The organism is Marinomonas sp. AWM4_232, from assembly GCF_056158325.1.
Genome location: NZ_JBSWTA010000001.1, coordinates 3126357 through 3144818 on the forward strand (window position 1 = coordinate 3126357; position 18462 = coordinate 3144818).

The following is an 18462-nucleotide window of genomic DNA, read 5'->3' on the forward strand; positions in this document are numbered from 1 at the left end:
CATGACGCTCTTTAGACAGTTATTACTGACAATCGTGTTGCTATTATCACTGATGTTAATGGTTGTAATGGCCATCAACTTTCAAACAACCAAGGATTATTTGATCGAGCAGTTACGTTCGACCACACAAGATACTGCGACGACGCTGAGTATGCAGATCTCCGATTTTATGGCGATGGAAGATTACACGTCCGTGGAAACAGCTGTAAATGCTGTATTTGACAGTGGGTACTTTTCTCAAGTTCGTGTACACGCTTACGCTAAAGATGAAGATATTATCCGAAGTAATAAGACCATTATTTCTGGTGTCCCCCATGGCTTTGTTGATTTGATTGATTTTGAAGTACCAACAGCGAGTGCGGTGATATCCAATGGTTGGAATGAGTTAGGGCAAGTTTATGTGACGGGTAGCGCTGGTTATGGTTATTATCAGTTATGGACTGCGACGCGCGATTTGTTTCTATCATTCTTGGTGATAGGTACGATATCGGTCCTAATGGGGGGCTTATTACTTCGTTGGCTGTTTAAGCCATTAGTGCAAGTCGAAAGGCAGGCTGAGGCGATTCAGCAGCGTCGCTTTATACAAATGGAAACCTTGCCAAAAACGCGAGAGTTGAAGTCGGTGGTCGAGTCAATGAACCGCATGGCTGCCAAATTAGAGCGTGAATTTGCTGCCGAGGCTCAGACCGCGCAATGGCTGCAAGCGAAAGCTTTTAAGGATCCAGTCAGTGGCTTGGGCAACCGTAATTTTTTTGAAAGCCAAGCTTCAGCGCATTTTGCAGATTCCGAAAGGGCTTTTGATGGGCTAATTTTAATCAGTTTGCTTGATCTAGCAAAAATCAATAATGAGTTTGGCTACGAGGCAGCTGATAGTTTTATAAAACGCTCAGCTGATATTCTTGAGAGGCATATTAGTACTTTTCAGAATGTAACCTTGGCGCGCTTAAATGGCGCTGACTTTATTGCGCTTGTGCCAAATATTGAAACCGAGAGTCTTAAGGTTTTAGTTGAGTCGATTATGTCCGATCTGCACGAGCTGGTGGGGGCGCGTGTAAGTTACTCAGAGAAAGTGGCTAACATTGGTGCGGTAGTTATTAGCGCTGATGTGGACCGCTCTAGCGCCATGGCTCAGGTCGATGCTGCTCTGCGTTCTGCAAAGCAGGCGGGTCCAAACAAATTCAATGTATTCGACTCCGAAACGGGTCAGCAAATGGCAATAGGTCGGATAGCTTGGAAAGAGATGCTTGAGCAAGCGATTGCCCATCAAAGCTTTGTCCTACGACGACAAGTGGTCGCTTCTTCTCATGATCTTAACAAATTGTTACAACAGGAATTGTATGCAAGTTTAGAATTCGACGGTAAGCAGTATCATGCAGGATACTTTATAGGTTTAGCGGAGCAATTCGATTTAGGCGATCAGGTTGACCAAGTGATCATTCTGCGTGTGATCAAAGCTATTCAAATGACCACGATTGAAGGCCCTTTCGTGATTAACTTGTCAGCGTCAGCCTACGCGAAAATGTCTTTTGTTAGCTGGCTTGATAAAACACTCAGTACTTTGGCTCCTACTATTAAGCAAAAATTAGCTTTTGAAGTTTCTGAGCAAAGTGTTTTAGGTACAGAGGATCATGCCTTTCTGCTGGCGAAAACCCTTAAAAGTCATGAAATTAAGTTTGGTATTGATAATGTAGGTAAGCAGTTTTCGGCTTTTCAATATTTACAGGATTTGATGCCCGACTATGTGAAAGTAGACCCGTCTTATACCAAGTTGGCCGTTGGCAAAGAGTCTGAGTCTTTCTTTATGCATACCTTGTGTAAAATGTTTAACAGCTTGAATATTGATGTGATTGCAACAGGAGTGGAAACTGACAAACAAGTTGAATTGCTGAAAAAATTTGATATCAGTGGCGTGCAAGGTTACGGTGTGGGTCGACCTGTAGGGCTCGATGATGCTTAGATTAAAGCATCATCATCACGAATTTCGCCAATTAAGCTGTCGTTGTTGCCTGAGTGTATGCCTCGGACGAACTTGCGACTGAGAAGTTTTTTCTGAGCTGCCATCGGTAACTCAGTAAACTGGATAAGGCGCTTTTCTGTTAGAAGATCTATCAGGTCTTCTAGTATCCGCATCATGTCTTGGTCGGAGGAGGTGAGTAATTCTTGTGAAGACGATTGATCAAGTTTTGCAGCAAGAATATTTGCAACATGAGGATCGTTTGGAGCAACGAGCTGGGTAAACTCATCATCCTGATATGGTGCGACATCGATGATTTTTCCTTGTTCATCGAACTTTGCGTAAAGCATGCGATTTACCCTCGAATAGTTAAGCGGTCATTAAGTAAAGATAATAGTATTATTTTTTGTTTTTAGAACCTAGTTCCGATATTTAGAGTGAACTAAGAAAAACTCAGAGCTAATTTATATGGCATTATTCTGGAAAAAGAAACTTACTAAGGAAAGTAACCAAGGATTGTCACAAGATGATCGAGTTAAGGAAAATGCGCATGCTTGGCTGGCTCGTGAAGAAGTGCAGCATGATATAGAGCTATCAACGGAGAAAAGCGAAAACCCTGTTTCTGTTTCAAGAAACAATAATGTTGATGCAGCTAAATCAGATGACATCAAAGCGACAGAGCCTCTGTCCATGCCAAGGGAAAACACAACTCCACAAGAAGAAAAGGAAGCACAACAGGATTCTAACGACAATTCATTAGGGAAAACACTTACCCACCTTGAGTCATTAGTTCAGGGATCTTCCAGTAAAACTAATGTGCCGACATCGACCGACGATAGCTTATCGGCGACCGTTCCAGCAGTAGAATTAGCGCAGGTTGAAAAAGAGTTTGAGGGCTCTCATCAGGCAATTAATGATGATACTGAAAACGATAATAATGATACGTTGTCAGAACCGAAAAATAATGAGTGGTCGGGCTTGTCTGCTTTTAAGCAAATTGAGAACGACAAGGCCAGTGAAATTAACTCTGATAATACACAGGTAGTGCAAAGCATAGAGCAGCTGTTATCTGAACAAATGGCAGGTGAAAGCACTGCTCCGAGTGATTCTGATAAAAGTGCAGAGCTAACGCAGGAACAAGCCTTTCCAAATTTACTTAAAGAGCAAAGCTCTGCAGCGCAAGAATCTAAAACAAGAGAAACGGAGCTTTCTTCATCAAGTTTGTTCTCAAAATCTTTTGCGGCGAGCGCTGATGAAGATGAGCCAATTGAAAAGACTGAAGCAAATTTATTTCGTACAGAGAACCTAACTGAACAGCTAGATAACGATAATGAAGCTCAAAAAGGGCTTTCTGAAGAAACAAAACTTTTTTCTAAGGTGCTATTGACTGACGTTGAACAACGTCCACCCTATGAGCCAGAGCCAGAGCCAGAGCCAGAGCCAGAGCCAGAGCCAGAGCCAGAGCCAGAGCCAGAGCCAGAGCCAGAGCCAGAGCCAGAGCCAGAGCCAGAGCCAGAGCCAGAGCCAGAGCCAGAGCCAGAGCCAGAGCCAGAGCCAGAGCCAGAGCCAGAGCCAGAGCCAGAGCCAGAGCCAGAGCCAGAGCCAGAGCCAGAGCCAGAGCCAGAGCCAGAGCCAGAGCCAGAGCCAGAGCCAGAGCCAGAGCCAGAGCCAGAGCCAGAGCCAGAGCCAGAGCCAGAGCCAGAGCCAGAGCCAGAGCCAGAGCCAGAGCCAATTAAAAAACGCTCTACGTTTTTTAATTTATTCCAACGTAAGTCTGAGACACATGTTTGGAAGGACGACTCTCAACAAAAAAAACCTCAGGTTAGTGAAAGCAGGGTTCCGGCAAGCGAAAATGCCAATGTTTCAGACTCACACCAACAGTTTGAAGGTGTTAATCCCCAAGCTAATGAAGAATTTTTTAAACCTGAACCTAAAACACAAGAACAGGCAAAAGTTGATCAATCATGGGCTGGTGACTTAGAGAAACTAGACAGTGTGGACCCACTTCTAGATTGCTTGGTGCTCATATCGAGATATTTTGATAATCCCTATACAGCTGATGGGGTGAAAGCGGGGATGCCTGTTTCAGATGAGGGGATGACGCCTGAGTTATTCATGCGGGCGTCAAAGAAAATTGGCTTTATTTCTCGCTTTGTTAAGCGTCCAATCGATCAAATTTCAGATGCCCTAATGCCGGTCGTTCTTTTACTTAAAGAGCGTAAGGCGTGCGTTGTATTGAGTATTGATTCTGAAAATGACTCAGCGGTCGTTATGTTGCCTGAATCTGGTGATGGTGAAGTCAATATGTCTTTATCTGACCTGAAGGCGTTGTACTCAGGCTATTGTTTTTTTGTTAGACCTCAGTTTCGTTTTGACAAACGTTCTGGTGTAGAAACCAATAATACAGGCCGTTCGCACTGGTTCTGGGGAACATTAGCCAGTTCTTGGCGCATTTATCGCGATGTATTCATTGCCTCTTTGTTAATTAATGTGTTTGCTTTGGTTAGTCCTCTTTTTGTTATGAACGTATATGACAGAGTTGTGCCAAATAACGCTTTTGATACATTGTGGGTGCTGGCCGCAGGCGTTTCTGTTGTTTACATATTTGATTTTATACTTCGCTCTTTACGTGCTTACTTCATCGATGTTGCAGGGAAAAAGTCGGATATTCTGATATCTGCTAATATATTTGCAAAAGTGAATAATATCACAATGGCTTCTCGACCAAACTCTATTGGAGGGTTTGCTAAGAACCTTCAGGACTTCGATAGTATACGTGACTTTATTACCTCTGCATCGGTAACGACTCTTGTAGATATTCCATTTATGTTTTTGATTGTGGCGGTCATCTATTTTGTTGGCGGTCCTTTAGCGTTAATTCCTGTCGTTACAATAGTATTAGTCTTGCTGTACTCTTTAGCTATTCAAAAACCACTGAAGCGCTCTATTGAAGAGAGTCAGAAAACGGCTACTCAAAAAAATGCTGTGCTAATTGAAAGCTTATCTAATGCGGAGATTGTTAAATTAAATAATGCACAAGGAACGCTTCAGCAACAGTGGGAGCAAGCTGTCGGTAATATTGCAGATTGGGGCTTAAAAACACGCCAGCTGGCTCAATCCTGTTCTTCTTTTGCGATGGTCGCTCAGCAAATGACTACTGTTGCGATGGTTATTTTGGGCGTGTATATGATCTCTGAGCGTGAAATGTCAATGGGAGCTTTAGTTGCTTGCGTGATGTTAACCGGTCGAGCACTTGCTCCAATGGCACAATTTGCTGCCTTGGCTGCGCGATACAATCATGCAAAATCGGCCTTTTCTGGTTTAAAAAGCATTATGGAGTCGCCTGTTGAGCAACCGGATGATGTTAAATTTGTTCACCGTCCAAAATTTGAAGGTGCATTCGAGTTCGATAGCGTCTCATTTGAATATCCTGAACAAGAGCAAAATGCTATTTCTGATATAAATCTTACTATTCGCCAAGGAGAAAAGGTTGGCATCATTGGGCGAATTGGTTCCGGAAAATCTACACTAGGCAAATTAATGATGGGGTTGTACGAGCCGAAGGAAGGAGCGGTTCGTGTTGACGGTGTTGATTTGAGACAAGTAAACCCCGTTGATTTACGCCGTAACATCGGAGCAGTTTCTCAAGATGTGTCTTTATTTTACGGAACAATTAAAGAAAACATTTGTTTTGGAGTACCTTACATAGAAGATGAGGCCATTATAAGAGCTGCAAATTTATCTGGTGTTTCTGAGTTTGCAAATAAAAAGGCGACCGGGTTGGACAGTATCGTCGGTGAAAGAGGTTATCGCCTTTCTGGTGGGCAAAGGCAAAGTGTCGCTATTGCTCGATCGTTACTGTTTGATCCGAACATTTTGATCTTAGACGAGCCTACCGCTTCCATGGATAATACTACTGAGACTCGTATGCGGCGTAGATTGGCTAAAATTATTGACGATAAAACCTTTATTCTGATCACTCACAAGTCGTCTATGTTGGATTTAGTTGATCGGTTAATTGTCATGGATAATGGTCGTATTCTAGCAGATGGACCTAAGGCTCACGTATTCGAAGCGTTGCGCCAAGGCAAGTTAAAAGTGAGTTAGTTATGTTTAAGCGAAGTAAAAAGCATCTCGTTGATCAGTCCGATTTGGAGTTCCTCAGTGATCGCAATGCGGCGATGATGTTAAAAACTCCTAAAGGAGGGCGTTTACTTCTTTGGTGTGTTTTCGTGTTTTTGATTTGCGCATTGGTATGGGCTAACTATACACAATTGGATGAAGTCACTGTTGCTCAGGGAAAAGTGATCCCTTCTAGTCAAGTACAAATTATTCAGAACCTTGAAGGTGGGATTTTAAAAGAGGTCAATGTTAGAGTTGGTCAGCCAGTTGCTCAAGGAGAGCTTTTAATGACCATTGAGAATACTGAAGCCGTTTCTTCATTAAGAGAACGTCAAGTGGAAAGAATGAATCTGATGGTTCGTGCTGTTCGTTTGACTGCGGAAGCGACAGGAGAAAACCCAAAGTTCACTTCTGAGATGCAAGAGCAGTTCCCAGATCTTATAAATCGTGAAATGGACTTATATCGAAATCGGCAAACTTCCCTTTCTGCTAACCAGGCTATTTTCGAGCAACAGGTTGTGCAGAAACAACAGGAAGTTATTGAGCAAAATGCCAAGCTTGGTAATTTAGAGGACAGTTTTCAGCTGGCGAGTGAAGAGTTAAGGTTGACGAGGCCTGCCTTCGAACAAGGGGCTGTTTCGAGAGTAGAGTTGTTGCAATTAGAGCGACAAGTGAATCAACTTCAAGGGGACCTTGAAGCCACTAAATTGGCGATCCCTCGTGCTCGTTCTGCACTACAAGAAGCTCGAACCAAGCTGGCTGAAAGTATTGCAAAATTCAGAGCTGAAGCCCAAGAACAATTAACCGATGTGCAAGCGCAGCTTGACCAGTTGAGAGAGTCTAGTGTTTCCCTAGAAGATAAAGTTGATCGTACATTGGTGCGTTCTCCTGTTAAAGGGGTGGTAAAGCAAGTTCAAATCAACACGGTTGGTGGTGTTATTAAGCCTGGGATGAGTTTAATGGAGATCGTTCCAGTAGATGACTCCTTGCTAATCGAGGCAAAAGTTCGTCCTGAAGATGTCGGTTTTATTAAGCCTAACTTAAAGGCTGTCGTAAAACTTTCTGCTTACGACTTTTCGATCTATGGTGGTTTGGAAGCAGAAGTAGAGAACATATCTGCAGATACTATTTTAGACGAAGAGGGCAACAGCTTTTATGTCGTGCGTGTGCGAACCACCAAGAATTATTTGGGCACAGCTGAATCGCCACTTAATATCATTCCAGGTATGCAGTCCACTGTAGATATCATTACTGGCAAAAAAACAGTGCTAGACTATCTTTTGAAGCCTATATTTAAAGCGCAGCAGAACGCGTTACGTGAACGATAGTTACAATATTTTCCGTTTTTTTTACAAAAGTTAACATATAGGTTGCAAAATCATTTATAAAATCGAATCTGGAAAAGAGCTTTGATTTAAGGGGCAGATTTTGAGAGTACTTTGCTGGAATACTAATGAGTCTGTTCGTGAGCATTGGAGAAAAGTATGCTCTGATGAGTCAGATTTGGTAATTAGTCAAAGTCTAGAAAATACCGTTAACCTTCTCGAGAGAGAGTCATTCGATTATTGTTTTATTTATCTTGATAAGACAGAGTTTTCCGAAAAAGTAGAGCAAGTTGTTATGCTTTGCACCCGATTTACTGAGATTGATTTTGTCGCATTTCCTTACATGAGAAGCCAGACGGCAGCGATACGTATGCTCTCTGCTGGCGTCAAAGGGCAGTGCTCCCCGTTTATTGCTAAAGAACAGTTAGGTTTGGTGTTGTCTGTCATCAATTCGGGAGAGATTTGGGGTGGTAAAGAGTTTATTGAGCAACTTATTAAGCAATCAGATGCAACTGCTGAGCTATCAGGTGATTTGACATCATTTGAGGGGGGGAGCTACTGTCTGAGCGAGAATTATCTGTCGCTTTACGCGTTGCTGAGGGCCTTTCAAACAAGGATATCGCATTATCCCTAAATGTGACAGAAAGAACCATAAAGGCTCACCTCACTTCGATTTATAAGAAGCTTCATATAAAAGATCGTCTTTCATTAGCGCTATTAGTTAAGAAAGGACGGCAACCTCAAGATGATTACATTGCCTCCAATAATTAAATAAGGTGTATTAAATAAGGTCAATCTTATATTTTGATGTGCTAAGAGTATGCGTAAAAAAGTCCTTTATAACATTTATTTCACTTGAATTGTTTTAACTCTCTGAGTTATAAGGGCTTTATTTTTGACACGAACTCTACCTGCTCAATGCATGCTTATAATAGTTTGTCCCTACAATGACGTAGGCAATTACATTGAAAACAAAAGGTTTTGCAAACTATGGCGGGCGTACTGGGATTAATCCATAATGAGCCGGATCAGGCCCACTGTTTAGAGTTGGCGGCTTTACTCTGGCAGTAGTCAAGGCATCGTGAGTATTTGCAATACAATCAAGTAGTATAGGTATATGGTCTCAAGGGACGATGTTTCAGTTTTGATTTTGGCGGGTGGGCAGGCTCTGCGTATGGGAGGCGTCGACAAGGGGCGCCAGCTTTACCATGGTGCTCCTCTGATTGAGCATGTCATAAGTGCGGCACAGCCCTATACCAATCGTATTGTAATAAGCGCCAACCAGAATATTGAGTACTATAAAACATTGGCTGATGACGTCATTGTTGATCAACCTCCTTGGCAAACTATCGGTCCATTGGGCGGCTTGTTTGCCATGTTACCGAGTTTAGAGAATCAGCAGTCTATTCTGATTTTGCCTTGTGATACGCCTCGAATTTCAACGCTTGCGTTAGAAAGTTTGTTGGCTGCCTCGAAAGAAGCGCCGAGTAAGGTTCATTGTCTGAAAACGGATAATGGGTGGCAGCCTCTGCATGCAGTTATACCTGCCTCCAGTTTAAAGCAATGTTTATCAGACTATTTGGATAGAGCAGAGCACTTCGGGGTAATGGGCTTTTACAAACTTCTTGGATGTGAGGCCGTTTTTTGGGATCGACAGGACGAATTGCTCAATATTAATCGTATTGAGGAGCTGGATCTTTAGTTGTATTGGATAGTTCTACTTTATCCACATTGAGAGTATACGACTCTCCCTTTTCAAAGTGCTCCATCTTAACAAGTAAATAGTCGAGTTTTGGAGCGAACCAAAAGTACTGATGGCGTTTGTCAGAGAGGTTGTCAGTACGAATGACTTTGATTGTTTCAAGCTCGCCTAATTTTGTCTGCACTAACTCTTTAGCTTTAATTTCGAATGTGTATTGCTTGAGCTTGCCACCATCAGCAATATTGTAAGTAAGCTGTTCTCTCCCGCTTAACAGGTCATATCGCAGTTGTAGCTGAAGTGTTAGACGATCTAGTGAAATATCGTCAATAGGCATTTGCCAAGTGTTATCTTTTGCCGTATTCGACGCTACCATTTCATCCCAATCAAACGCTACTTTGACATTTTTACGTTTGCCTAGGATTCTTGAGCTGTAGTGATACTCAGTTGGACGTAAGCTTCCTGATTGGAGGCTGAACTGGCTCGTTTCTTTTAAAGAGGCTAGCAGTGTGTCGACATGAAAGTTGAATTGCCAAAGGTCAGGCGCTTGCTTGGTCAGAGTTTGAGTGCCTTCGACTTTAAGGGTAATGCCTTTTTTGTACAGTGTGCTGTAGGTGACTTGATAGGGTGCAAAGAATTCATGCTCTGATGTTAGAGTTGGGATTCCCGAATTCTGTGAAATGTCTTCGGCGTAAGAGGGTACTATCAAGAGCAAACAGGTTGCGATAAACAGCGTTTTGATAATACCCATCTTGGTGTTCCTAATGTTCGTTTAAATCCGTTGTGTAACGAACGCCTGACTCAGGCAAAGGCTGTCCATCTAATATGGATTGTCCACTTTCAAGTTTCAGCCTACCTGAGCTAAACCATTTAACACTGAGTGGATAAATGATGTGCTCAAGAGCATGAACTTTTTGAGCTAAAGAGTCTGCCGTATCGTTTTCGTTTATCTCAGTACTTGCTTGTAAGACCACTGATCCTGCATCAAGTTCCGAAGTCACAAAATGAACCGACACACCATGCTCCGATTCGCCCGCATTAATGGCACGTTGATGAGTATTCAAGCCTTTGTATTTCGGTAACAAAGAAGGGTGAATATTCAACATGCGACCTTCATAATGGCGCGTGAATTCTTCGGTAAGAATACGCATAAATCCAGCCAGTACAACCAGCTTAGGTTGATATTGATCAATTAGGCTCATTAGGGCTTGATCGAACAACTCTCGGCTTTCAAATTGCTTATGATCCAAGGCGTGGTTTGCAATGCCAGCTTGACTGGCGCGCTTTAAACCGTACGCAGACGCGTTATTGCTGATAACGGCTTTGATATCAATGTCTAATTGACCTTGCAGGCTTTGATCAATCAAAGCCTGCAAATTGCTGCCGCTGCCAGAAATTAGCACAACGACTGGAAAACTCATGCAGAAGCCTCAAGGTCAGAGATCACAACCTCTTTTCCGGCTTTCTCACGAATATCACCGATTACCCATGCGTTTTCGCCTTCGGCTTTAAGAATTGCAAGAGCGTTTTCTACATCTGCTTTATCGATCGCAAGTACCATACCGACACCACAGTTTAGTACGCGGTACATTTCTTCTTGTTCAACGTTGCCTTGCTCTTGCAGCCAATCAAAGATGACAGGACGAGTCCAGCTTGCAGCATCAATGTAGGCCGCAGCACCTTCAGGAAGAACGCGAGGGATGTTCTCAAGTAGACCGCCACCCGTGATGTGTGAAAGGGCTTTTACGTTTACTGACTCCATCAATTTAAGGATAGATTTAACGTAAATTTTAGTTGGCGCAAGCAGAGCGTCTTTTAGTGCTACACCGTCAACTTCTTGATCCAGTTTGGCACCACTTACTTCAAGGATCTTGCGGATCAAAGAGTAGCCATTTGAGTGTGGACCAGATGAGCCAAGTGCGATCAGGGTGTTACCTGCTTCAACTTTGCTACCATCAATGATTTGGTCTTCTTCAACCACACCAACACAGAAGCCAGCTAGGTCGTAATCACCGTCATGGTACATGCCTGGCATCTCTGCAGTTTCGCCACCAACTAGCGCACAACCAGATTGAAGACAGCCTTCACCGATACCTGTTACAACGTCCGCAGCAACATCAACGTCTAGTTTGCCAGTTGCGTAGTAGTCAAGGAACAACAGTGGCTCAGCACCTGCAACAACAAGGTCGTTAACACACATCGCTACCAAGTCAATACCAATCGTATCGTGCTTGTTAAGGTCCATTGCCAAGCGTAATTTTGTACCCACGCCATCAGTACCAGAAACTAAGACAGGGTTTTTGTACTTTTGAGGTAGGCGTGTCAGTGCGCCAAAGCCACCTAAGCCACCTAGTACTTCAGGTCGGCGTGTTTTTTTACTGACGCCTTTAATACGTTCAACCAATTCGTTGCCCGCGTTAATGTCTACGCCTGCGTCTTTGTAACTAATCGAGGTTTTTTTCGATCCGGTCATTGCCTATGCCTTATCATGGTGTGGGAAAAACGGCATTTTAACACAGTGGAAAATAAGGGCTATGGTTCTTTGCACAGAAGGCAGTAGAATAGGGTAAATACGTTTAATGAGGGGATTGCTTTGAAGCGTTTATTAATATTTGGTTTGCTATTGGTGTCAACTGTTAGCCATGCTGTGCAAGTTTCAAACTTATACTCAGCTGTGGTCCGATTACCGGCAAGTCTAGATGATCGACAAATATTAAATCGAGCTTTTAATGAAGCTATCGATAGGGTCCTTGTACGTGTTTCTGGTCAAAAACAAAATCTTTCTCAATCCATACTGAATCAAGCTCATCGTTCTGTTTCTAGTTGGGTTTCTCAGCATTCTGTTCAAAATAGCGAGGCCATGGTCGAAGGTGAAGCTGGTATGGAGCCAGCTAAAGAGATAACAGTTGCCTTTTATAAAGAATCTGTCGATACGTTTTTATTTGATAATGGACTGCCTGTTTGGGCTGATAATAGACCTAGTATTCTTGTATGGGTGATTGAAGATAATAATGGTCAGCGCCAAATGTTCGGTGCAAATCAGCCATCAGTGACATTGTCAAAACTTTTTGAACAGGCAAAAGGTTTCGGTTTGCCTGTATATGCTCCGCTTGTGGATGAGACAGATTTAAAGGCTTTGAGTGCTAGTGCTTTGTGGGGATTCTTTGAAGAGGACATTCAAGCAGCGAGTAAGCGTTATCAAACAGATGTTGTTTTGGCTTTGAGGTTGAGTCGATTCAATGGTGAAGCAGTTGTTGACTCATTACTTATTTCGCCAAATCAGTCTTCAAACCTTATGTCTATTACGAAGCCAACCCGTGAAGAAGCAATCAATGAAGTTCTGGCTAGCTTGTCGACTCTACTATCTAATCGGTATGCATCAGTTCGTATGCTTAACCCGCAGCAAGTTTTTGTGAAGGTTGAAGGCGTCCATAATTACTCAGCGATTGAAACGCTGCGTCAATATATGGCTTCGATTGGTGTGGTAAAGCAGGTCCAGTTAGCAAGTATTGTTGATGGTCAAGTGGGTTTTGATATGCTTTTAAATGGTACACCTGAAAAGTTTGCAAATACTGTTGCTTTAAGTTCAGTATTAACTATTAGGCCGCAAACTTCCGGTATAGCAAATCCCCTTTCTCAGACTCTGAAATACCAGTATACAGGTAAAGGTAAAGTAAATGACTAATGATGCCGATATTAAACCAATAGAGAAGGATTTTTTTGCTCGCTCTCCGGAAGAACAGGACGACTTTTTACTGCAGACTTGGTGTAACCAATGTATGGAAATGGACTTAGGGATGAAGAATCCGAAAGAGTTTGAGGCTGGGGAGCGCACTTGGATTGAAGGTGAATGTGTTAAATGCGGCTCTAAAGTTGTAACAGAGCTTGTTTTTGAGGATGACGAAGAATAAATCTTCATCCATCTAATGCAAAAAAAAAGCGGCTTTCAAGCCGCTTTTTTTATGATTATCCAATTACTTGTCAGTTGGGTAATCGCGTTCAGCATGTCCAACATACAGTTGGCGAGGACGGCCGATCTTGTAGTTGCCACTGATCATTTCATTCCAGTGCGAGATCCAGCCAATCGTGCGAGACATAGCAAAAATCACTGTAAACATTGACGTCGGAATACCGATAGCTTTCATGATGATGCCAGAGTAGAAGTCAACATTAGGGTACAGCTTACGCTCCACAAAGTAAGGATCTTCAAGCGCAATTTGCTCAAGGCGTTTCGCAATCTTAAGCATAGGATCATCCGACTGGCCAAGCTCGGCAAGAACTTGATCACATGTTTCACGCATAACTTTTGCGCGTGGATCGAAGTTCTTGTAAACGCGGTGACCGAAGCCCATTAAGCGGAATGGGTCGTTTTTGTCTTTGGCCTTAGCGATGAATTCATCAATTTTCGATTCGTCGCCAATTTCTTCAAGCATGTTCAGAACTGCTTCATTAGCGCCGCCGTGAGCTGGCCCCCAAAGCGTAACAAAACCTGCTGCAATACATGCAAATGGGTTGGCGCCCGATGAACCTGCAAGACGTACTGTGGAAGTAGATGCATTTTGCTCGTGATCCGCATGTAGGATAAAGATGCGGTCCATGGCCTTAGCAAAAACAGGGTTTACTTTATATTCTTCACAAGGTGTTGCAAACATCATGTGGAGAAAGTTCTCTGCGTAGCTCAAGTCGTTACGTGGGTACATGGTCGGTTGACCTTTAGAGTACTTGTAACACATCGCCGCAAGAGTTGGCATTTTTGAGATCAATCGGAATGCAGCGATTTCGCGGTGCTTAGGATCATTAATATCCATGTGATCCTGGTAGAAGGCAGACAGTGCACCTACTAAGCCCACCATGATCGCCATAGGGTGAGCATCGTTGCGGAAGCCGTCTAAGAACTTCTGCATGGATTCAGCAACCATCGTGTGGTTTTTAACTGTTTCTACGAATTCCGCTTTTTGTTCAGCGCTAGGAAGCTCTCCGTACAAAAGTAGGTAACAAGTCTCAAGATAATCTGAGTTTTCTGCTAGATCGGCTATTTTGTAGCCGCGATGTAGTAAAACACCTGCATCACCATCGATATAGGTAATTGCAGATTCGCATGAGCCTGTAGACATGAAGCCGGGATCGTAAGTAAAGATGCCATGAGAACCAAGAGTTCTTACATCTATCACGTCCTGACCAGCTGTACCTGATAATACAGGAAGTTCAATCGATTGGTCGATACCGTCTACGGTTATGCGAGCTTTTTTATCAGCCATTTTTGTTCTCCTTCGTACTCTGGTCCGGGCAAAGAGCATTGAGTTAGCTCTCCAGGCCCAGAAGGTTCGGAAAAAATACTTTCTTAGTGGTTGCAAAGTCAATTAGACAAATTTCTTAGCGTTAATTAGATACTAGTAATTTCTATGTAAATTTATAACAAGAAAATAAATTAAGTTTGCTTAAAGTATGCACAAATAAACTGTAAGCTTTTGAAAAATATACATTAAAAAATTATTTTCTATGTTTTATGAGATGTAATTTTATACCATTATTGCTTAAATTTATGGCTCCATTCATTTTATGAATGGCGACCATTAAAAACCCTGCGTTCTGTCTATTTGTCTTAGGTTTTTGGCCTAGTCTATAATTGCGGCCCGATGATTTCATTGATTTGTCGGTGTTATTTGGCAAGTTTGAGTCGCTTGTAACAATATCGTTTGCAAATCGATGGGATTTTCATGGAGGCCTATGTAAACCTTTTGTACGTTTTTAAACGTAAGAAGAAGGTGACAATAGAACTTGGGTCGTGATTGACCATTCAATCAAACAAAGTGGTGTAAAGAGTCGTGAACAAAAAAAGACCAGTCAACCTTGATATTTCCACAATATCAATGCCCGTAACAGCAATAGTCTCTATCCTACATCGTGTAACAGGGATCATCCTATTTATTGGATTGGTATTCTTGTTCTACGCGTTCGATAAATCATTGTCTTCACAGCAGGGCTTTGATCAAGTGGTAGAGGTGCTGCAAAGCAACTTCCTAGCGAAATTTGTCGTTTGGGGTGTTGTATCAGCTTTGATGTACCATTTCGTGGCAGGTGTGAAGCACTTGTTTATGGACTTGGGACATTTCGAAGAACTTGAAAGTGGCCGCGCTGCGGCGAAAGCGAACCTTGTGATCGCTGTTGTTCTGATTCTACTAGCAGGGGTGTGGATATGGTAACTCAAATAACTAGCTTTGGCCGTTCAGGTCTGTATGACTGGATGATGCAGCGTATTTCTGCACTAGTTCTTTCTGTCTATAGCATCTTTATTATCGGCTACCTTCTGCTAAATCCAGATCTTACATACGAACAGTGGAGTGGGTTGTTCGAAACTACTTCTATGCGCATTTTCTCATTGTTAGCTCTTTTGTCTGTTGGTATTCACTCTTGGATCGGTTTGTGGTCTGTATCAACTGACTACATTAAAGCAACAGGCGTTCGTTTCTTTTTTCAATCTCTATGTGGCTTAGTAATGTTTATCTATGTCGTATGGGGTATTCAGGTTCTTTGGGGGCTGTAAATAATGGCTAATATTCGTACTATTTCTTTTGATGCCATTGTAATTGGTGGTGGTGGCGCAGGTATGCGTGCGGCACTTCAATTGACTGAGTCTGGTTTGAACACTGCGTGTGTAACAAAAGTTTTTCCGACTCGTTCTCACACTGTATCTGCACAGGGTGGTATTACTTGTGCGATTGCAAGTGAAGACCCAAATGATGATTGGCGTTGGCACATGTACGATACCGTTAAAGGTTCCGACTACATCGGTGACCAAGACGCTATCGAGTACATGTGTTCTGTAGGTCCACAAGCTGTATTTGAGCTTGAGCACATGGGTCTACCTTTCTCTCGTAAAGAGAATGGCCGTATCTACCAGCGTCCTTTCGGTGGTCAGTCAAAAGACTTCGGTAAAGGTGGTCAAGCAGCGCGTACTTGTGCAGCAGCTGACCGTACTGGACACGCTCTTCTACATACTCTTTACCAAGCAAACCTTAAAGGAGGCACAACATTCTTTAACGAGTGGTATGCAGTCGACTTGGTTAAAAACTCTGACGGTGCAATCGTCGGTGCGGTTTCTATCTGTGTAGAAACGGGTGAAGTAGTTTACCTTAAAGCGAAAGCGACGGTTCTTGCTACAGGTGGTGCAGGTCGTATCTACCAGTCAACGACTAACGCCCATATTAACACTGGTGACGGTGTAGGTATGGCACTGCGTGCTGGCGTACCAATGCAAGACATGGAAATGTGGCAGTTCCACCCAACTGGTATTTACGGTGCGGGTACACTAGTTACAGAAGGTTGTCGTGGTGAAGGTGGTTACCTGATCAACAAAGACGGCGAACGTTTCATGGAGCGTTATGCGCCAAATGCGAAAGACCTTGCAGGTCGTGACGTAGTGGCTCGTTCAATGATTCTTGAGATCCTTGAAGGCCGTGGCTGTGGTGAAAACGGTGACCATGTTCTTCTAAAGCTTGACCACCTTGGTGAAGAGACGCTAAACAAGCGCTTGCCAGGTATCCTTGAACTGTCTCGTACATTTGCGCACGTTGACCCAGTTAAAGAGCCAATTCCTGTTATTCCTACTTGTCACTACATGATGGGCGGTGTTCCGACTAACGTTGGTGGCCAAGCGTTGATGCAAAATGAAGCTGGCGAAGACGTAATCGTTCCTGGTTTGTATGCATGTGGTGAGATCGCTTGTGTATCCGTACACGGTGCGAACCGTCTAGGTGGTAACTCTCTACTAGACTTGGTGGTATTCGGACGTGCAGTGGGTCTACAGGTTAAAAAGTCTCTAGATGAAGGTTTTGACTCTATGGATGCCAATGACACTGATGTTGAAAAAGCGATGGCTCGTCTAAATCGTTTGAACAACACTACAGGTGGTGAGTCTGTAGCTGAGGTTCGTGCAGAGCTGCAAAAAGTAATGCAGCTTTACTTTGGTGTATTCCGTGAGGGTGCATCAATGCAGAAAGGTTTGCAGCAGCTCGAAGAGATTCGTAAGCGTGTTGAAAACCTTCACCTTGAAGATAAGAGTATGGCTTTCAACACAGCTCGTATCGAAGCGCTTGAGCTTGAAAACTTGCTAGAAGTGGCGGAAGCAACAGCGATTCCTGCTGAATTCCGTAAGGAAAGTCGTGGTGCGCATGCTCGTAATGACTTTACTGAACGTGATGATGAAAACTGGTTGAAGCACTCTTTGTATCACCCAGCGGATAAGAAAGTGACCAAGCGTGATGTGAACTTTGCGCCGAAAACAATGGAAGCTTTCCCACCTAAAGTACGTTCATACTAAGGAGTTATGTCGATGTTAGTTAGTATCTACCGTTACAATCCTGAGAAGGACGATGCTCCTTACATGCAGGATTACGAAGTTGAATTGCCAGCAGGTAAGGACCTGATGGTACTGGACGTATTGAACCTTTTGAAGGCTCAAGATCCAAGCATTTCCTACCGTCGCTCTTGCCGTGAAGGTGTATGTGGCTCTGATGGTATGAACATGTCTGGTAAAAACGGACTTGCATGTATCACGCCTGTTTCTGCAGCGGCTAAGAACAACAAGCTAGTTTTGCGTCCACTTCCTGGTCTGCCAGTAGTGCGTGACCTAGTTGTGGATATGGGGCAGTTCTACAAGCAGTACGAAAAGATCAAGCCGTTCTTGATCAACGATACGCCAGCGCCTGCAATCGAGCGTCTACAAAGCCCTGAAGAGCGTGAGAAGCTTGACGGTCTTTACGAGTGTATCTTGTGTGCGTGTTGTTCAACGTCATGTCCATCTTTCTGGTGGAACCCGGATAAGTTCATCGGTCCTTCTGGTTTGCTACAAGCTTACCGATTCTTGGCCGATAGCCGTGACACAGCGACACAGGATCGCTTGAGCGACCTTGATGATCCATTTAGCGTATTCCGTTGCCATGGCATCATGAACTGTGTGAATGTTTGTCCTAAGGGCTTAAATCCTACGAAAGCAATTGGTAACATTCGTACCATGTTGATCCAACGAGCGACCTGATACTCGTTGAGCGTAAGGCATTAGTATTTCGTTAAGATGCCCGTTAGCGACTTCATTTTATGAAGTCGCTAACCTGCTCAAGCGCAACCTTGAGCAAAAAAAACATAAAAATAAGTTGCGAAGAATTTAGTTTTTCATGGCAGATATTTATTTGCGCATGAAAAAACACTAAATAGTCCCATTTGTTACTAAAAACTCTAGTCTTAGTGATTTAAAATAGGGCTGTTTAAGTGTCGTTAGGCAAAAAAGTAAATAATAAGCTGGCAACTATTTATATAGTTTAACCAGAATGAAAATTTGAGTTATCACGTGGTGATAGCTGGCT

General features: G+C 43.2%; 17 protein-coding genes. 12 read left to right on the forward strand and 5 right to left on the reverse strand.

Annotated features, from left to right (window positions below; translation table 11 throughout):
- Position 1: 1 nt before the first annotated feature.
- Positions 2-1957 (forward strand): bifunctional diguanylate cyclase/phosphodiesterase, encoded by a 1956-nt coding sequence (locus ACXAC1_RS14760; RefSeq protein WP_475062427.1) that lies wholly within the window; start codon positions 2-4, stop codon positions 1955-1957.
- Here the strand turns inward: ACXAC1_RS14760 and ACXAC1_RS14765 are convergent.
- Positions 1954-2304 carry a hypothetical protein gene (locus tag ACXAC1_RS14765; RefSeq protein ID WP_475062429.1) on the reverse strand — a complete coding sequence of 117 codons (351 nt, stop codon included), beginning with the start codon at positions 2302-2304 and terminating at the stop codon, positions 1954-1956. The two genes, ACXAC1_RS14760 and ACXAC1_RS14765, sit on opposite strands and share 4 nt — an antisense overlap.
- 118 nt (positions 2305-2422) lie before the next feature.
- Between ACXAC1_RS14765 and ACXAC1_RS14770 the strand changes: the two genes are divergently transcribed.
- From ACXAC1_RS14770 to ACXAC1_RS14790, 5 genes are all read left to right on the forward strand, one after another.
- A complete protein-coding gene (locus ACXAC1_RS14770; RefSeq protein ID WP_475062431.1) occupies positions 2423-6061 on the forward strand; it encodes a type I secretion system permease/ATPase in 3639 nt (1212 codons plus the stop codon).
- 2 nt (positions 6062-6063) lie between these two features.
- Positions 6064-7404: an HlyD family type I secretion periplasmic adaptor subunit gene (locus ACXAC1_RS14775; RefSeq protein WP_475062433.1), complete on the forward strand. Its 1341-nt coding sequence runs from the start codon at positions 6064-6066 to the stop codon at positions 7402-7404.
- A gap of 100 nt (positions 7405-7504) precedes the next feature.
- Positions 7505-8035 carry a hypothetical protein gene (locus tag ACXAC1_RS14780; RefSeq protein WP_475062435.1) on the forward strand — a complete coding sequence of 177 codons (531 nt, stop codon included), beginning with the start codon at positions 7505-7507 and terminating at the stop codon, positions 8033-8035.
- The gene (locus tag ACXAC1_RS14785; RefSeq protein WP_475063840.1) at positions 7960-8172 is read left to right on the forward strand and encodes a helix-turn-helix domain-containing protein; all 213 of its coding nucleotides are present in this window, start codon (positions 7960-7962) and stop codon (positions 8170-8172) included. The genes ACXAC1_RS14780 and ACXAC1_RS14785 overlap by 76 nt, the downstream gene beginning before the upstream one ends.
- Positions 8173-8518: 346 nt before the next feature.
- Entirely contained in the window at positions 8519-9103 is a 585-nt protein-coding gene (locus ACXAC1_RS14790; RefSeq protein WP_475062436.1) for a molybdenum cofactor guanylyltransferase, read from the forward strand.
- Here the strand turns inward: ACXAC1_RS14790 and ACXAC1_RS14795 are convergent.
- Genes ACXAC1_RS14795 through purM form a run of 3 tightly spaced genes read right to left on the reverse strand, consistent with a single transcriptional unit; the run spans position 9075 to position 11573 of the window.
- Positions 9075-9851 carry a DUF3108 domain-containing protein gene (locus ACXAC1_RS14795; protein WP_475062438.1) on the reverse strand — a complete coding sequence of 259 codons (777 nt, stop codon included), beginning with the start codon at positions 9849-9851 and terminating at the stop codon, positions 9075-9077. The two genes, ACXAC1_RS14790 and ACXAC1_RS14795, sit on opposite strands and share 29 nt — an antisense overlap.
- Before the next feature lie 10 nt (positions 9852-9861).
- The gene (gene purN / locus ACXAC1_RS14800) at positions 9862-10521 is read right to left on the reverse strand and encodes a phosphoribosylglycinamide formyltransferase (RefSeq protein ID WP_475062440.1); all 660 of its coding nucleotides are present in this window, start codon (positions 10519-10521) and stop codon (positions 9862-9864) included.
- Positions 10518-11573: a phosphoribosylformylglycinamidine cyclo-ligase gene (gene purM / locus ACXAC1_RS14805; RefSeq protein ID WP_475062442.1), complete on the reverse strand. Its 1056-nt coding sequence runs from the start codon at positions 11571-11573 to the stop codon at positions 10518-10520. Before purM ends, purN begins: the two co-directional genes overlap by 4 nt.
- Before the next feature lie 174 nt (positions 11574-11747).
- Between purM and ACXAC1_RS14810 the strand changes: the two genes are divergently transcribed.
- The gene (locus ACXAC1_RS14810; protein ID WP_475062443.1) at positions 11748-12785 is read left to right on the forward strand and encodes a DUF2066 domain-containing protein; all 1038 of its coding nucleotides are present in this window, start codon (positions 11748-11750) and stop codon (positions 12783-12785) included.
- Entirely contained in the window at positions 12778-13011 is a 234-nt protein-coding gene (locus ACXAC1_RS14815) for a hypothetical protein (RefSeq protein WP_475062445.1), read from the forward strand. Before ACXAC1_RS14810 ends, ACXAC1_RS14815 begins: the two co-directional genes overlap by 8 nt.
- Positions 13012-13074: 63 nt before the next feature.
- On the opposite strand, the gene gltA is transcribed toward ACXAC1_RS14815, so the two are convergent.
- Positions 13075-14358 (reverse strand): citrate synthase, encoded by a 1284-nt coding sequence (gene gltA / locus ACXAC1_RS14820; RefSeq protein WP_475062447.1) that lies wholly within the window; start codon positions 14356-14358, stop codon positions 13075-13077.
- A gap of 567 nt (positions 14359-14925) precedes the next feature.
- Here gltA and sdhC point away from each other — a divergent pair.
- Genes sdhC through ACXAC1_RS14840 form a run of 4 tightly spaced genes read left to right on the forward strand, consistent with a single transcriptional unit; the run spans position 14926 to position 18137 of the window.
- Positions 14926-15303, forward strand: coding sequence for a succinate dehydrogenase, cytochrome b556 subunit (gene sdhC, locus ACXAC1_RS14825; protein WP_475062449.1), 378 nt, complete (start codon positions 14926-14928; stop codon positions 15301-15303).
- Positions 15297-15644, forward strand: a complete 348-nt coding sequence (gene sdhD / locus ACXAC1_RS14830) for a succinate dehydrogenase, hydrophobic membrane anchor protein (RefSeq protein WP_133564212.1) — start codon at positions 15297-15299, stop codon at positions 15642-15644. Before sdhC ends, sdhD begins: the two co-directional genes overlap by 7 nt.
- A gap of 3 nt (positions 15645-15647) precedes the next feature.
- Positions 15648-17420, forward strand: coding sequence for a succinate dehydrogenase flavoprotein subunit (sdhA, locus tag ACXAC1_RS14835; RefSeq protein ID WP_475062451.1), 1773 nt, complete (start codon positions 15648-15650; stop codon positions 17418-17420).
- Positions 17421-17432: 12 nt separating this feature from the next.
- The gene (locus ACXAC1_RS14840) at positions 17433-18137 is read left to right on the forward strand and encodes a succinate dehydrogenase iron-sulfur subunit (protein WP_133564218.1); all 705 of its coding nucleotides are present in this window, start codon (positions 17433-17435) and stop codon (positions 18135-18137) included.
- Positions 18138-18462: the final 325 nt, after the last annotated feature.

Excerpts from the sequence above, each read along its gene's own strand:
- ACXAC1_RS14760 (WP_475062427.1), top strand. The coding sequence starts at position 2 with ATGACGCTCTTTAGACAGTTATTACTGACAATCGTGTTGCTATTATCA.
- ACXAC1_RS14765 (WP_475062429.1), bottom strand. The coding sequence starts at position 2,304 with ATGCTTTACGCAAAGTTCGATGAACAAGGAAAAATCATCGATGTCGCA.
- ACXAC1_RS14770 (WP_475062431.1), top strand. The coding sequence starts at position 2,423 with ATGGCATTATTCTGGAAAAAGAAACTTACTAAGGAAAGTAACCAAGGA.
- ACXAC1_RS14775 (WP_475062433.1), top strand. The coding sequence starts at position 6,064 with ATGTTTAAGCGAAGTAAAAAGCATCTCGTTGATCAGTCCGATTTGGAG.
- ACXAC1_RS14790 (WP_475062436.1), top strand. The coding sequence starts at position 8,519 with ATGGTCTCAAGGGACGATGTTTCAGTTTTGATTTTGGCGGGTGGGCAG.
- ACXAC1_RS14795 (WP_475062438.1), bottom strand. The coding sequence starts at position 9,851 with ATGGGTATTATCAAAACGCTGTTTATCGCAACCTGTTTGCTCTTGATA.
- purN (WP_475062440.1), bottom strand. The coding sequence starts at position 10,521 with ATGAGTTTTCCAGTCGTTGTGCTAATTTCTGGCAGCGGCAGCAATTTG.
- purM (WP_475062442.1), bottom strand. The coding sequence starts at position 11,573 with ATGACCGGATCGAAAAAAACCTCGATTAGTTACAAAGACGCAGGCGTA.
- ACXAC1_RS14815 (WP_475062445.1), top strand. The coding sequence starts at position 12,778 with ATGACTAATGATGCCGATATTAAACCAATAGAGAAGGATTTTTTTGCT.
- gltA (WP_475062447.1), bottom strand. The coding sequence starts at position 14,358 with ATGGCTGATAAAAAAGCTCGCATAACCGTAGACGGTATCGACCAATCG.
- sdhD (WP_133564212.1), top strand. The coding sequence starts at position 15,297 with ATGGTAACTCAAATAACTAGCTTTGGCCGTTCAGGTCTGTATGACTGG.
- sdhA (WP_475062451.1), top strand. The coding sequence starts at position 15,648 with ATGGCTAATATTCGTACTATTTCTTTTGATGCCATTGTAATTGGTGGT.
- ACXAC1_RS14840 (WP_133564218.1), top strand. The coding sequence starts at position 17,433 with ATGTTAGTTAGTATCTACCGTTACAATCCTGAGAAGGACGATGCTCCT.